Raw genomic sequence first — 15,234 nt, 5'->3', positions numbered from 1 at the left:
TTTGTCCCGTTGCGGTGTACGGTGATGGGACAAAGGTCTCATCACAAGGCGAGGAGCCACATGCGCGTTTTCATCACCGGCGGCAGCGGCCTGATCGGCTCGGCTGTTGTCACTGAACTGCTCCACCACGGCCACACTGTCTTGGCGCTCGCCCGCTCCGATTCGTCAGCGGCGGCGATAGCGGCGCTGGGCGCCGAGCCGCTTCGCGGTGACCTCGCCGATCTGCCCACCCTGCGCGCCGGCGCAGCCCGGGCTGACGGCGTGATCTACGTAGCCGGCATCGGCGGCTTCAGCAGCCCCGCCGCCGTCGCCGAAGGGATCGCTGAGGAGGCCGGCGCGCTGGCGGCGCTGGGCGAGGAACTTGCCGACAGTGATCGCCCGCTCATCACCGTCTCGGGCACGCCACCCGTGCCGGGCCGGGCGTCCACCGAGGCTGATCCGCTACCGACCGGCGGACCCGTCGGAGGTCGCAGTCGGTCTGCCACCGCAGTGCTGGAGCTGGCCTCGCGCGGCGTGCGCAGCGCCACCATCCGCTTGCCGCGCACGGTGCACAAGGAGGGCAAGGGCGGGTTCGCCGGCCTGCTGACCGACACCGCACGGCGCACCGGAGTGGTCGGCTACCCGGGTGACGGCGCCCAGCGCTGGCCTGCCGTGCACGCACTCGATGCGGCCGTGCTGTTCCGGCTGGCATTGGAGAATGCGTCGGCCGGAACCGCTTGGCACGCGGTGGCCGATGAGGGCGACGCGGTGCGTGACATCGCGACGATCATCGGTCGTCGCCTGGGCCTTCCGGTTCAGGCCGTGCCAGAGCAGACGTTTGGTGTGCTGGGCCCGATCTTCGCTGCCGATCAGCCTTCGTCGAGCACCCAGACCCGACAGGCACTCGGTTGGCAACCGCAGCACCCGAGCCTCCTCGAGGACTTGGAGAACATCGAGTGATTCACCGGTGCCCGGGTTCGCCGAACCAGTAGTGCAGTGCATTTTGCAGGCCCGGTGCCGCGGTCTCGGCTGGCTCACCGATGTCCGCGGCCCAGGCGATGCATGCATCTGGGCGAACCAATATGGCGTCGGCGCGAAGATAATCTGCTGTGGCGCTGTGTATTTCGATGCGATCATCCCATGGTGCGACGGCCGCCCGCAGGTCCGTGCGACTGGCCAGGTCGACCAATATCGGCCGCGCCGATCCCATGGCGGTCCTGACATGGTCCGGTGGATTGGCCAGCAAGGTCCCGGCCAGGGCGTGCGGCCGGGAGTCTGGCATCGGGTAGCGGAGGTCAGTGCCGGCGATCATCGCCGCGACCCTGTAGGCAGCCTGCGGGTCGATCAACAACTCGCCGAACACTTTTCGCAATGCCTCGGCAGCGGGGTCGTGCCCGCGCCGCAGCGCCACCTGGGCCTGCGAGTGCAGCAACAGGCGCTCACCGGCGGGGTGTCGTTCGCTGTGGTAAGTCTGCAGCAGCCCCTTGGGTGCTGAATCTTGTATGGTTCCCGCAAGTTTCCAGGCGAGGTTCACTGCGTCCAGCATGCCAGCGGAAACAGCCACCCCGCCCGTCGGAACCTGGTGTGCGGCGTCACCGGCCAACAGCACCCGGCCGGCCACGTAACGCTCGGCATGCCGAGCCGCATAAGTGAAGCGGGTCAACCGTTTTGGCTCACCCAGTGGCACGTCCGTTCCGAGTACTCGGCGAATGCTGTCGCGAAGTTCAGCCAATGTCAGCGGGGTATCGTCGTCGTACTCGCGATCGGGGACCTCACTTGTGTAGAGGCCCAACTGACCCGGGGCGGACGACGCGATGGCGAAGATCCCGCCCTCGGTCTGAGTGTAACCCCACCGCAGTCGGCCATAGCCGGGAACGTCGTAGTCACCGTCGTCGCGGACCGTGATGTCCGCCGGCATGGTGGTCGTCGCCAGCCGATGGACTTCCGGATAGGTGATGCCGGGGAATTCGATGCCGGCCAGTTCCCGGACCCGGCTGCGTACCCCGTCGCACCCCACCACGTAGCGGGACGCGATCGGATAGGGGCCGTCCGGTCCATCGACGTCGAGGCGTACCGCGTCGACGTTCTGGGTCAGTCCGGTCACCTCGTGACTGCGGCGGACCTCGACGCCGAGCGCGCGGACATGGTCCTGCAACAGGGCTTCCAGTTGGGGTTGGGGGAGTCGCAGTATCTTCATCGGCGACTCGGGCAGTGTGGTCAGGTCAACGTGGATGCCGCCGAACGGAATCCGAGCTGCTGTCGGTGTACCGGCTACAGCCTGCAGGCGTTCGCCGAGCTCCCGGTGTCGCAGTAGATCCAAGATCTGACCACTGAGGCCGCCGGCCTTCGCGACTTCGCGGATTTCGGGCAGGCGTTCCAGTACCAGCGGCTTGACGCCGGCAAGGCAGAGCTCGGCCGCCAGCATCAGGCCAGTCGGTCCGGCGCCCACGATGATCACATCGGTGTCTGTCATGTGTCCCCCTCAAGACAGTCAAAACCACAGGTTGCGTTGTGGCTCAGTGATTTTGACGCATGGATGGGGCCTTGCCGCAAGCCCCCGGGTGCGCGGTATCCTGAAAGTGGTGGTGGTGGACGTAGGTTGCATTTCTCCGTGTCGAATTGCAGTATGAAATGTCGAATGATGTCGAATTCGACATTTCAAATGCAAAGGCCCGCTACGCGATCTGGTGCTACACCTGCTGGTTCGTCGTAGATTGCGAGTGGGTGCCTGCGGAGACCGGGCGCGCTGCTATTGCTTCATCGTCGTGACGACGAACCCGGACGCTTCGAGCGATCCAGGCGAGTCGCGACGACTGACCAGAACGGTACGTGTATGCGGTGGTTGTCGACCAGCGGGGCGATGGTCTGCAGTTGATCCATCGTTGGCCTCATCTGGTCAACACTGTCGGATCGTTCCTTCGATCCCTTCATCGAAGACGTCATGGCCTGCAAAGTCTCAGGGCTGAAGGTTGCCTCGTAGGTGGTGGTTCCGACGTGATCGATACGCCACCCCGCCGCAGGCAGCACCCGCCTGAAGTTGTTCTCCTCCAACCCATCCCACTGAATTCCGTTGACGTTGTGACGGCCGAGCTCGAACATGAACAGCCGCGCTCCGAGTTTGGTGGCCCGGTGAAGGGCTTGCGCGAACCGGGTTTGCGTTTCTTCATCGCCTTGGAACACGTGGTAGAACGCGCTATCCACCACGGTGTCGAACCGATCTTCGAGGCCGTCCAACTTGGTTGCATCCGCGACCTGAAAATCGACTTTGGCCCCGACCCGCTGCGCGTTGCTCTGGGCACGTTCGATCGCGGCTGGCGACGCGTCGATCCCGGTGACCGAATAACCCTTGGACGCGAAATGGATTGCGTGATGTCCTGGCCCGGTGCCGGGGTCGAGGACCTCGCCGCGCAGACCGCCGAACGCTACCAGCTGCTGCACCACCGGCTGCGGCCCACCGATGTCCCATGGTGTCAATGACGGCACATTTTCGGTCAGGCGCTCGGCACGGTACACCTGGTCGAAATCGGGTCGTTCGAAAACGTTGGACATATCTACCATCCCTTGGATTGGTTGATTCGGAAATTGGAGGCTGAATTGCGCGAATGTAGACCGGCAGTTCAGGCGGAATTCGATTGCGGCTGAGGGAGATTCGTCGAAGAGTCAGAGCGGGCGGCTATGCCTCATTCCTCCACTTCGGGTTGTTACTTTGCGGAGGAGCTGTGCTGTTCACTCGATTCAGCTGGTTCTGGTGGCCGCTGCCGCCGGGTGGGGCGGGTGCGTACGTTCAGCGGCCACCAGAACCAGCGGCCCATCAGTGCTGCGATGGCCGGCGTCATGAACGAGCGCACCACCAGGGTGTCGAACAGCAGCCCGAGACCGATGGTCGTGCCCACCTGAGCCAGTACGCGTAGGTCGCTGACCGCAAACGACATCATTGTGAAGGCGAACACCAGACCGGCTGAGGTCACCACGCTGCCAGTGCCGCCCATCGACCGGATGATGCCCGTCTTCAATCCCGCGTGACGTTCTTCCTTGAACCGCGACACCAGAAGAAGGTTGTAGTCCGACCCGACGGCCAGCAGGATGATGACCGACATCCCCAAGATCATCCAGTGCAGTTCGAGTCCGATGATGTGTTGCCAGAGCAGCACTGACAGCCCGAACGAGGCGGCGAGCGACAACACCACCGTGCCCACGATCACCAGTGCGGCGATGACTGCTCGGGTAATGACGAGCATGATGGCAAAAATCAGGCACAACGCAGATATCGCGGCGATCGCGATGTCGTAGTTGCTGCCCTCTTGCATGTCCTTGTAGGTCGCTGCGGTGCCGCCCAGGTAGATCTTCGAGGTTTCGAGAGGCGTTCCCTTGATCGCTTCGAATGCTGCGTTCTTGATTTGGTCGATGTGGGAGATGCCTGCTGGTGTGGCTGGGTCTCCCTGATGGGAGATGATGAGACGCACCGCTTTTCCGTCCGGCGACACAAACTGTTTGAGGCCGCGCTTGAAGTCCGCGTTGTCGAAGACCTCGGGCGGTAGGTAGAACGAGTCATCGATCTTGGATTCGTCGAAAGCCCGACCCATCGCGTTCGAGTTCTGTTGCTGCTCGGCCTGCTGATCCTGCTGACCCTTCTGCGTCGCGTGATTGGCTAGGACCTGGTCGAGGTTGGCTTGCTGGAGGGCGATTTGGGGCGGAATCAGGGCATTCAGTTTCGGTTGAAGTGCATCGATCTTGTCCATACTGGCCGTGATGCTTCCGAACGAGTCGGCGAGCTGACCGATGCCGTCCATGGCGTCGAATACCGATCGCAATGCAGCGCATGACGGGATGTCGAAGCAGTGTGGCTCCCAGTAGAAGTAATTGCGTAAGGGCCGGAGGAAGTCGTCGAAATCGGCGAGCTCGTTGCGCAGGTCGTTCATGATCGGAATGAGGTCGTGGAAGGCCTCGGTCTGCTGGTGTTGGGCAGTCGAGCTCTGCTGTTGAAGCGCGACCTGTTCTCGCAGTATCGCGATCGTCGCGGAGATGTTCTTGGCCTGGGTCAGCAGGTCGGCCGTTCGGTCCTCCGAATAGGACTGGTTCAACTGGGTGGTGACGCCCTGCATGCTGACCTGGTATGGGATCGAGGTGTGTTCGATCGGGGTACCGAGTGGCCGCGTGATGGTCTGAACTCGGGCGATGCCGGGCAGGTGAAAGACGGACTTGGCGATCCGGTCGACGATGAGCATGTCAGCGGAGTTGCGGAGGTCGTGGTCGGCCTGGATCACGAGCAACTCCGGATTGAGCCGGGCTTGGGAGAAGTGTCGGTCCGCCGCAAGATAGCCCTCGTTGGCCTCGATGTCGGCCGGCAGATACTTCCGGTCGTTGTAGCTGGTCGTGTAAGACGGCAGAGCGAGGAGCCCGACCAAGGCCACCGCGATCGTCGCCACCAGAATCGGGCCGGGCCAGCGCACGACGGCGGTGCCCATCTGCCGCCACATGCGCGTGCGCGACGCGCGTTTGGGTTCCAGGAGACCGAATCGGCTTGCCACGGTCATCAACGCTGGAGCCATGGTGAGCGCCGCCAACGTCACGACGAGCATGCCGATTGCCAATGGCACACCGAGCGTTTGGAAGTAGGGCAATCGGGTGAAACTGAGGCAGAACGTTGCGCCCGCGATCGTCATTCCCGAGCCAAGGATCACGTGGGCAGTGCCCCGATACATGATGTAGAACGCAGCCTCGCGGTCCTCGCCGGCGTTACGCGCCTCGTGATAGCGGCCGACGAGGAAGATCGCGTAGTCGGTGCCCGCCGCGATCGCGAGCATGGTGAGGAGATTGACCGCGAATGTCGAGAGACCGATCACCTCGTGGTAGCCGAGAAACGCCACCATGCCCCTCGCCACCAGCAACTCGATCATCACCATCGCCAGGACCAGGACCACGGTGACCACCGAGCGATAGACGAGTAGCAGCATCAGCAGGATGACCCCGATGGTCACCGCGGTGACCAACTGCAGGCTCTTGTCGCCTGCATGCTGCTGATCCGATGCCAGCGGCCCGGGCCCGGTGACGTAGACCTTCAAGCCCGCCGGCGGTGGATCAGCGGCCACCACGTTCTTCACCGCCTGGACGGATTCATTGGCCAAAGTCTCGCCCTGGTTGCCGGCAAGGTAGATCTGCACGTAGGTCGCCTTGTTATCCGCGCTCTGCGCACCCGCCGAGGTCAGTGGATCGCCCCAGAGGTCCTGGATGTGCTGGACGTGTTTGGGGTCCGATCTGAGCATCGTGACCAGGCCGTCGTAGTAACGATGGGCCTCGTCACCGAGTGGCTTGTCACTCTCGAGGACGATCATGGCCGTGCTGTTGGAGTCGGATTCCTGAAAGACCTTGCCCATCAGCTTCATTGCCTGTAGCGACGGCGCATCATCGGGAGTCAGGGACACCGAGTGTGCCTGGCCGACCTCCTCCAATTGCGGCACGACGACGTTCACGAAGGCCGTCAGCACCAGCCAGCCCAACAGAAGCGGGACGCAAAATAGGCGAATGAACCGAGGAATCGCCGGGTGCTTGTCGCTCATCAGGTTGTCGCTCATGCCGACTTCACCAGGCAGAACGTCTGTGCCTTCACACCGTCTGACGTCTTCTCGGCCTTGACCTTGCCGTTCACGGTGATGCGGCAGCCGATGTTGTTTCCGTCGCCCTGAGCCACAATGTTGGCGCTGGCCGACGGCGCGGTGGTGGTTAGCGTGATCGACCAGGGCAGAGGGGTGTTCGTCACCTTCTGCGGTGTCGCCTCAAGGTCGAGATAGTTGATGGTCGCCACGGCGCCTTCCATTCCGAAGATTTCGTACTTCACGACTTTGGGATCGAACGGCTCTGCGTCTTCGGCGAGGCCGGCGCCTGGGCGGGTGATTTCGTTGTTCGAACCGAAGAACCCGTGCATGCGATAGACGACCAGTCCCCCTAGTGCGACGACTACCGCGATAAGCAGCGGAATCCACGCCCGCTTCACCATTCCCGCCACAGCGGGGCCTTTCGCTCGTCTGGCCGAGCTGGGCGTGAGCGTCATCGTTGCTGTTCTCCTCGTCGTCCAGGCCTGTGCCATCTGGTCGCGTCACTGAGGCGGAGATGGCGCTAGTTGATTGATAGCCCGACTAACATTAAACGGTCAGTCAAGCTATAACAAGCCGATCGGCTAACTAAAATAGGCCGACTGGACTGCCGGTCGGCCTAGGTGTGGTGATGGAGGGCTAACCTGGGACATTCGATCGGCGAAGCAATCTGAGGAGGGCGCAACGTGGCGAAGCCTGTGTCACCGCGGGGCCTCGCCAGGGAGCGAGTCCTCGCTGCCGCGCTCACTCTGTTTGCCGAGCACGGGGTGCACGGCACCTCGCTCAAGATGATCGCCGATCACATTGGGGTCACCAAAGCTGCTGTGTACTACCAATTTCAGTCCAAAACAGAGATCGTCTTGGAAGCGATGCGTCCGACCCTCGAGGACATGGCTCGCGTCATCAGAATTGCCGACGCGCTTCCTGACTGGGAAGCGCGTCGGGCGGTCGTCATCAGTGGTTTGGTGGAAATGGTCGTACGTCACCGACAACTGGTCGTGATGTTTCACGGCGACCCGGCGATCGACCAGATGGCCCTGACACAGCCCGAACTGAAAGCCGTAACTGATCGACTTCGCGAGTTGCTGGAGGGTCCGGAACCCGACTCCGCCAGCCGGATCGCATTCGCGGTCTTTTTCGTCGGGGTCGGCAAGGCGGCATCCGACCCGCTCCTTGCCGACATCGAGGACGCGGAAATGCGCAGAGTGCTACTGGATCTGTCGAACCGGATTATGCAACCCGCCCACGAGGACGCTTGACCCCGCGGCCGACCCCCGGTGGCCGAGACCATGCGTTAACTCACCTAGGTTGACGTCGTGCCGCTACCTGCACGTCGAGCGATGCGGCAGTGACTATGTCGGCACTGACAGCAACGTGTACAGGTGGTCGACCAGCCTCGCGGTGGGTGAAGGGGTGTCTTGCAGCAGGTTCTGGCACACGAAGGTACCCATGCTCAGCGCCATCAGGGCCCAAGCGGCGTCAGAGCTATCTTCTGGCGGCACCTGGGGCATCCGATCGATCAGCGTCGTCAGCGCTGCGTGCAGTTCTGTGCCGATGTGGCGCTGCGATCGCAGCGTGTCCGGTGAGCGGGCTGCCTCGGCCCAGACCTGGACGACCAGCGCGGCGGAGCCATTGGAGTCAGGGATGGTGACCAGCTCGCCATGGATGAGGTCGATGATCTCGGGCACCGACAGGGCAGGTTCCGCGAACGCCGCCTCGTGTAGGGCGCAGAGCGCAGGCCCCATCACAGAGTCTGCCAGTGCCTCGATGATCGCCTGCTTGCTGGGGAAATAGCGGTAGACCGCCCCGGAGGACAGTCCGGTCGCTGCGAAGATGTCGGGCATTGATGTGGCGTGGAAACCGTTGCGCGCGAAGCACGCCGCTGCTGCGTCGAGGATCTGTTGACGACGAGCGTCGAGGTGCTGCTGAGTCACGCGAGGCACGTCACATTATAGAACAAACATTCTTCTTGACGGCCCGATGTAAGTCAACGAACATAAAAGAAAGATCATTCGCTTTGGGAGGCAAGTATGGACGAGGGCACACAGGCGCCGGTGGTGCTGATCACGGGCGGCGGTTCGGGTATCGGACGTGCCGCGGCAGTCCTGTTCGCACAGCACAACTGGAAGGTGACGATCAGCGGGCGCCGTATGGAGCCGCTGGCCGAGGCTGCCGCCCTGCATGTCGGCATCTCGTACGAGGTGGCCGACGTGGTGGATGCCGAACAGGCCAGCGAACTCATCGCGCGGACAGTCGAAACCCATGGTCGACTGGACACCTTGGTCAACAACGCCGGGATCTTTCGTGCGTCCAGCACGGAGGCTGCGGACCACGCGACGATCGCGGCCCTCTTCGAGACCAACGTGTTCGCCCCGGCTCATCTGGTCGGCGCCGCGATCCCGCACCTGAGGGCAAGTCAAGGCTCGGTGATCAACATCAGCAGCGCCGGTGCGCAGCGGCCACAGTCGGGCGGCGGTGCGTTCTACGGCGCAAGCAAGGTTGCTCTGGACTACCTCACCAGGTGCTGGGCTGCCGAACTCGCCGGCGACAAGATTCGCGTCAACGCGGTGGCGCCCGGCCCCACAGAGACACCCATCCTGGCTTCCGTTCTGCCGCCGGATCAGCTGGATGCGATCAAACGCCTTGAGGCCGAGCAACTCCCGCTCAAACGACGGGGTGAACCCGAGGAAGTCGCGCGCTGGATCTACCTGCTGGCCGAACCGGCGTCGAGCTGGGTGACCGGACAGGTGATCGCGGTCGACGGCGGTATGGCCGTGGCGTGAGCCCAGTTGTGAATGCTCGTCCAGTTTGGTGACGCGTAGTTGGTCTGTGCAGGTATCGGCGGCGGTGCGTGAGTGTCCTCAACGCTGCCGACCCTGGTGGCATCTGCTTGCGCATCGCGACGGTGACCGCTGCAGATCGTCGTTCTGGCCTAGCCGGGTCGCCAGGCACCCGTTCTGCGGAAAACTGGATGGTGCCGCAGTTCCTCTGCGGCGGGGTGAAGTGGGCATTTTCCCCTTCAGCGCCCCAGAGGAGATTCTGGCACTTCTCGCGAAAGTGATTCGCCCCGAGTTGGTTACGGATGGATAGAGCGTTCGCTCAGTTGGGAGAACTCTAATCACGTTGCAATGCAACGTGATTACGAATGAAGCGCTTGTTGCCATACGCCGGCGACAACCGCAGCAGCAGCGAACCGCACGGGGCGCGCGTCCCAGTTGGGGACCACCGTACCGTTTTAGGATTCGCCATCCAGAATGCAAAAACCCATTCGACAGACCTGATGCAATTGGGCGAACGCGCAGGTCAAGAGATGGCCATATGACACGGAGTTTTGCAACCTACAGTGGTTGTCACTTCTCATTCTGTGTGGCAATTCGTCATTTGAGATGGCAGAACTTGGCAAAATTGCCATCTCGATGAGCGATTGCCTCGGCAGGCCCGACTACGCCGGATTTCTGACTGTGGAGGGCCGAGCCGACAGCCCTCCTTCGTGACGGCCCCGGCTTCGCAAGAAGGGTGTTTCTGCTTCATCTGGCGCAACGAATTGCCTGGCGTCGCCCTCGTTGGCAATGAATAGTACAGTGCAGCAACACTATTGGGAGTTGACGCGGGCCGGTATCCTCGCGATGAGGGTATAGGTACCCAACGTAATTGGGCGTTGTCAGCCCTGCCGACCGACCAGGCGGCGGTCGCTGTTGGGCTATAGCCGCGGCCTCGGGGACCTGCCGCGGATCTTGTCGGGGAGCGAGCCTCGTGGCGAACGCAGCTCACGCCTTCGACGCGGGGTTACTTTGCGTGGGAGGTGTTCTCTTCGACCATTTCCCAGACGTCACGACTGTTGCCGTGCAGGATCGCTCGGGCGCTGTAGACCGCCATCCCATGCACGGCCTGCCGCGCGATGAACGGCGGCTTCACCAATTGCATCGGCTGCACCCTCACGTCCAGCAGCGCTGGGCCGGGCTGCGCGAGCCAGCTCTGGATAGATCCCTCCAAGTCGCCCGCCGCGGACACGCGGCGCCCCCATAGGCCCATCGCCGTGGCGACTTCGCCGAAGTCGGGGTTCTGCAGGTCCGTGTACAGGGGATCCAGCCCTGCGGCCTTCTGCTCGATATCGACAAAACCGAGCTTGCCGTTGTTGAAGACGACGATCTTGATCGGCAGCTTCTCCTGCACCGCTGTCAGGAGATCGCCGAGCAGCATGGTTAACCCGCCATCGCCTGCCAGGTAGATCACCTGCCGGCCGGGTTGGCACTTTTGCAGTCCAAGCGCCGAGCCAAGCCCGGCGGCCATCGTCCCCTGCAGGAGGCTAGCGAACGTTCGGCGTTTCCCGCCGGTGTCGATGTGACGGAGCATCCAGACCGTCGCTGTCCCGTCATCCGCTGCGAACAGCGCGTCTTCGGCAGCGTGCTGGTTGATGATCTTGGTCAAATAGGTCCCCGAAATGGTGGCGTCGGGACCCGAAATAGTTTCGGCGTCCGCCGCTGCCACATCCTTCCGATGACGCTCCACGTACCCCGACAAGAAACCACCCTCGTCGTGCTGCTTGAGGCGAGGCAGCAGCGCCTCGAGGGTCGTTTTGATGTCGCCGACCGCCCCGATCGCGACCGGGTGGCGGCGGCCGATATGGGTTGGTTCGGCGTCGATTTGGATGATCGTGGCCTTGTCCGGATAGAACTGGCCCCACGCGAAGTCCGCTCCCAGCTGAAGCAGAACATCACAGTCCAGAATGGCATGGTAACCAGCGGCCCCACCGATCATCCCGGTCATGCCCACGTTGTACGGATTGTCGTATTCGACGAAGTCCTTGCCGCGCGAAGTGTGAGCCATTGGCGCATTGAGCCTTGATGCGGTGGCGACCACCTCGTCATGCGCACCGGCGCAGCCGGCGCCTGCGTAGATGGTGATCGCTGTGTTCTCGTTCAGAATGGCCGCGATCTGGTCGAGGTCCGCGTCGCTCGGGCGAATGAGCGGGCGCGGTGTGTGAACGGTGTACGGCAGCTCCTCATGTGAATCGGCATTGGCGATGTCGACCGGTACGACCAGAACGGCCACACCACGTTTCGTCAAGGCGGCCTGGCAGGCCGCAACTGTCTTTCGCCGAGCCTGCTCCGGCGTCAGGATCATCTCGCAATAGACGCTGCAGCCCCTGAACACGTCGGCGAAATCGATCTCCTGGATCGATTCGAAGCCCAGGTCGGGCCGGACGATCTGGGTTGCGATCAAGATGACCGGAGCGCGATTGCGATTGGCCTCGTACAGCCCGTTGATGAAGTGGAGACCACCGGGCCCGCAGCTTCCCGCGCAGGCCGTGAGCCGTCCGGTGAGCTGAGCTTCTGCGCCCGCAGCGAAGGCGCCCACCTCCTCGTGCCTCATGTGGACCCACTCGATCTCACTCCGATCAATCGCATGGGCAATGCGGTTCAGCGTGTCGCCCACGATTCCGTAGCACGTCTTCACGCCAGCTGCTTGCAACGTGTCGACCAGCAGATCAGCTACTCGTTTCGTCATTGCGGGAACCTCCGTTGCGTCGGCGATCGGTTGCGCTACATCGTCGCGGCGGCGCATCGCGGCGTCATTGGCTGTTCTAACAACGTTGTTCCGCAAACGTTGTCCCGCCAACGTTTGTTGTGCCGACTGGTTAGGCTACGAAAACTGGGGCATTCGATTGCCCGCAAGGGACGCGCCGCAGCGCACCACTGCTTCACCGCAAGTTCATATCGACCTGATTCCGCCGACTGTGCATTCGTCACAACCCGCGCGGCCATGCGCGGGCTATGGGCCCCAAAAAGCAGGGCGCACAACGTCATCCAGAGCGATCCACCCGGCATGCCGGCAACGGCGAACCGCCCCGGTCCCGTCACGTGGGTAAAACCCAGCCTCCCAACGCCTCTGGCGAGCTGACTACGCACGGTGAACTGGCAATCAGTCAACATCCGTGCACCAGGTTGCCTGCAACGGGACGGCAACTCTTTGGGCCACGGCGGGCAGCGTCGACGTCCCTGGGGTTCTCGTACTTGAAGGGAGGCATTTTGCGCAGGACGTTGTCCTGGGCAATAGCGACTGCTCCGCGACGTTGTTCGGCTCGATATCGACTGTCTTGGCGATTCTTCCGATGATGTGATGATCAACCATCTGAGCCGGCTGCAAAAGGTCACGGGGCTCAAAAGGGAACTGTTGCAGTGCTGGACAGCGTCTGCGACTTTCAGCTGGGGGTGTTCGCCGATGCCGTGAAGGACGGCTCGCGTCCCCTTTGAACATCAGCACCAGTCGGCCGAGAAGGGAGCACGGCATGGATCTGGGTCTCCGAGACCGCGTATATGTGGTGGCCGGGGGCAGCAGGGGCCTGGGATTGGCTGCCGCGCAGTCGTTGTTGGCCGAAGGGGCACGAGTGGTCCTGTCGGGCCGGGCAACCGCAGTGGTGCAGACCGCTCGGGGACTGGGTGCTCCCGACCGGGTGACGGGGATCGCCGGTGACAACGCCGAGGAGTCGACCGCACAGCGCCTCATCGATGCCGCGCAAGGACACTTCGGTCGCATCGACGGCGCACTGATCAGTGTTGGCGGACCGCCCTTCGGCGCCGCGATGGACATCGACGACAACACCTGGCGGGACGCCTTCGAGTCGATTTTCCTAGGGGCGCTCCGCATTGCCCGCACCGTCGCCGCCGCCTCACCGGGCGGCTCGATCCTGTTCGTCCTGTCCTCGTCGGTGCGCGCACCCATCCCAGGCTTGGCAATTTCGAACGGTCTGCGGCCTGGTCTGGGCATGCTGGCCAAGACATTGGCCGACGAGCTGGGACCGGCCGGCACCAGGGTGAACGGCCTCCTGCCCGCCTACATTGCGACCGACCGCGCCAAAGAACTGGCCACCATGACGGGAGGCGGCACGCCGGCCAACTCGCTGCGGCGCCAGGGAACACCGGCGGAATTCGGCAAGACGGCGGCCTTCGTGCTGTCTCCCGCCGCGGGCTATATCACCGGCGCCATGGTCCCGGTCGACGGCGGCACCATACCTGCCCTCTGAAACGCCAGCTAACCGGACCTGAATTGGCTACGCGTGGCCCGCGTGCATTATCGGTTCCACCGTCGCCGGCTTCGTCGTCACCGCGGTCGCGCTGACCGTGTCCATCCCCGGTCGGCATTGCCACCGTCGCCGTCTACATGATCTTCCGGTGGTTCGAGGACAATCTGCCGGTGCCCCGGGGTTATCGGCCGCGCCGTCAAGGTGCCGGGCGGAGTGACGCTGATCGCCGTATTGATCGGGGCGGCGATGCAACTGCTGGCCCAGGTGTTGCTGTTCCCGGCGTTCGACGAGGCCTGAGGGGCACACGCGCGCCGCTGCCGCTCCTTTTTGGCGCACCCTCAATGTGTCGCCATTGCGCGACCCGCGTACCGGCGACACGACCGCGCCGTTGGCAGTGTACGCACACGTCGAACAGACCTACGTTCGTCACGAACACGCTGTGATCGTGACGATCGATACGTTGCGAATTTCGGCGGGTCGCCGACTGCGAGCGCATCCAAATCGACCCGCTCGGTCCCGCTCATGACGGAGCAACGGTTGCCACTCCGGACCGCTGTCATGGCGGACAAACCTCACCCAAGATTGCTGTCGCGCATGACATCGACACCATCGGTGACTCACCCGAGGATCGAACTAGTTGGTGCAGAGGACAATCCGGCTCGCGGCTCGGATTCCCGCCGATTTAGTGGAGTGATAACCGATGGTCAGTTCACACAGACAGGCACCGCAACCCGTGTCCGACGAGACGGCCACCATCGGTCATCTGTTAATTCTCGATCTCAGCAGCAATCGGATCGTCTCAGTCAATTCGGATGGCTCCGACCGCGAGGTCATCGTGACAGAGTGCCAATACCCCGATGGCATCGTGGTCGATGTCGCGGCGGGGCACATCTACTGGACGAATATGGGAACCCCCAAGGAGAATGACGGCTCCATCGAGCGGGCTGATCTCGACGGACGGAATCGGACGACGATCATTGCCCCGGGTGGCACCTTCACACCCAAGCAGCTCCAGCTCGCAAAGAAGAGCGGAACGCTGTACTGGTGCGACCGCGAGGGCATGCGCGTGATGCGAGCCAACCTCGACGGCTCGAACGTTGAGACTCTCGTGGACACCAGCCGGGGCGACCCGCGACCGGGACCGGACGCCACGAAGTGGTGTGTGGGCGTGGCCGTAGACGTCGATGGCAAGCAGCTCTACTGGACGCAGAAGGGCGCCGACAACGCCGACAAGGGCCGTCTTTTCCGTGCCGGCGTCGACATTCCCACCGGACAGACAGCGTCAAATCGAACAGATGTCGAACTTCTTTATGACGAGCTGCCCGAGCCGATCGATCTGGAGCTCGATCTCAACAACCGAATCATTTATTGGACCGACCGGGGCGATCCGCCCCGCGGCAACACGGTGAACCGCGCGCCGATGGACGCGGACGCGCAGGGTCGCCCGGCTCCGACGATCATCTTCACGCACTTGATGGAAGGAATCGGCATCGCCCTGGATCTCGAGGGCGACCGAATGTTCATCACCGACTTCGGGGGCGATGTTCTTACGGCCAAGCTCGACGGATCGGAGGCGAAGGCCCTGTTTGTTGCGCAAGGAAACCTGACCGGGATCGCATACTTCGAAACTTCTTGAAAGGA

Annotated in this window: 11 protein-coding genes; 5 read left to right on the top strand and 6 right to left on the bottom strand. The window is 62.9% G+C overall.

Translation table 11 applies throughout. The features are described 5' to 3' along the window. Positions 1 to 60: 60 nt before the first annotated feature. On the top strand, positions 61 to 939 hold the full coding sequence (locus ABIA30_RS07520; RefSeq protein ID WP_370063763.1) for an NAD-dependent epimerase/dehydratase family protein: 879 nt from the start codon (positions 61 to 63) through the stop codon (positions 937 to 939). A gap of 1 nt (position 940) precedes the next feature. Here the strand turns inward: ABIA30_RS07520 and ABIA30_RS07515 are convergent, their stop codons facing one another. From ABIA30_RS07515 to ABIA30_RS07500, 4 genes are all read right to left on the bottom strand, one after another. Continuing rightward, positions 941 to 2,452: an FAD-dependent monooxygenase gene (locus tag ABIA30_RS07515; protein ID WP_370063761.1), complete on the bottom strand. Its 1,512-nt coding sequence runs from the start codon at positions 2,450 to 2,452 to the stop codon at positions 941 to 943. A 284-nt stretch (positions 2,453 to 2,736) separates the two neighbouring features. Continuing rightward, complete coding sequence (locus tag ABIA30_RS07510) at positions 2,737 to 3,528, bottom strand: class I SAM-dependent methyltransferase (protein WP_370063759.1); 792 nt, start codon at positions 3,526 to 3,528, stop codon at positions 2,737 to 2,739. Positions 3,529 to 3,680: 152 nt separating this feature from the next. Continuing rightward, the gene (locus tag ABIA30_RS07505; RefSeq protein ID WP_370063757.1) at positions 3,681 to 6,551 is read right to left on the bottom strand and encodes an RND family transporter; all 2,871 of its coding nucleotides are present in this window, start codon (positions 6,549 to 6,551) and stop codon (positions 3,681 to 3,683) included. Beyond that, on the bottom strand, positions 6,548 to 7,027 hold the full coding sequence (locus ABIA30_RS07500; protein ID WP_370063755.1) for an MmpS family transport accessory protein: 480 nt from the start codon (positions 7,025 to 7,027) through the stop codon (positions 6,548 to 6,550). Before ABIA30_RS07500 ends, ABIA30_RS07505 begins: the two co-directional genes overlap by 4 nt. 228 nt (positions 7,028 to 7,255) lie before the next feature. Here ABIA30_RS07500 and ABIA30_RS07495 point away from each other — a divergent pair, with 228 nt between their 5' ends. Beyond that, positions 7,256 to 7,828, top strand: coding sequence for a TetR/AcrR family transcriptional regulator (locus ABIA30_RS07495; protein WP_370063753.1), 573 nt, complete (start codon positions 7,256 to 7,258; stop codon positions 7,826 to 7,828). A 93-nt stretch (positions 7,829 to 7,921) separates the two neighbouring features. Here the strand turns inward: ABIA30_RS07495 and ABIA30_RS07490 are convergent, their stop codons facing one another. Continuing rightward, positions 7,922 to 8,503 (bottom strand): TetR/AcrR family transcriptional regulator, encoded by a 582-nt coding sequence (locus tag ABIA30_RS07490; protein ID WP_370063751.1) that lies wholly within the window; start codon positions 8,501 to 8,503, stop codon positions 7,922 to 7,924. A 96-nt stretch (positions 8,504 to 8,599) separates the two neighbouring features. Here ABIA30_RS07490 and ABIA30_RS07485 point away from each other — a divergent pair, with 96 nt between their 5' ends. After that, positions 8,600 to 9,352 carry an SDR family NAD(P)-dependent oxidoreductase gene (locus tag ABIA30_RS07485; RefSeq protein WP_370063749.1) on the top strand — a complete coding sequence of 251 codons (753 nt, stop codon included), beginning with the start codon at positions 8,600 to 8,602 and terminating at the stop codon, positions 9,350 to 9,352. A 1,003-nt stretch (positions 9,353 to 10,355) separates the two neighbouring features. On the opposite strand, the gene ABIA30_RS07480 is transcribed toward ABIA30_RS07485, so the two are convergent. Continuing rightward, complete coding sequence (locus tag ABIA30_RS07480; RefSeq protein ID WP_370063747.1) at positions 10,356 to 12,134, bottom strand: thiamine pyrophosphate-dependent enzyme; 1,779 nt, start codon at positions 12,132 to 12,134, stop codon at positions 10,356 to 10,358. 724 nt (positions 12,135 to 12,858) lie between these two features. Here ABIA30_RS07480 and ABIA30_RS07475 point away from each other — a divergent pair. Further along, positions 12,859 to 13,593, top strand: a complete 735-nt coding sequence (locus ABIA30_RS07475) for an SDR family oxidoreductase (protein WP_370063745.1) — start codon at positions 12,859 to 12,861, stop codon at positions 13,591 to 13,593. Between the two features lie 733 nt (positions 13,594 to 14,326). Continuing rightward, on the top strand, positions 14,327 to 15,229 hold the full coding sequence (locus ABIA30_RS07470; protein WP_370063743.1) for a 3-hydroxyacyl-CoA dehydrogenase: 903 nt from the start codon (positions 14,327 to 14,329) through the stop codon (positions 15,227 to 15,229). Positions 15,230 to 15,234: the final 5 nt, after the last annotated feature.

This window comes from Mycobacterium sp. MAA66 (assembly GCF_041261665.1).
Classification (GTDB): Bacteria; Actinomycetota; Actinomycetes; order Mycobacteriales; family Mycobacteriaceae; genus Mycobacterium.
The sequence above is the reverse complement of the archived record's forward strand: the minus strand, read 5'-3'. Positions and strand labels throughout refer to the sequence as shown.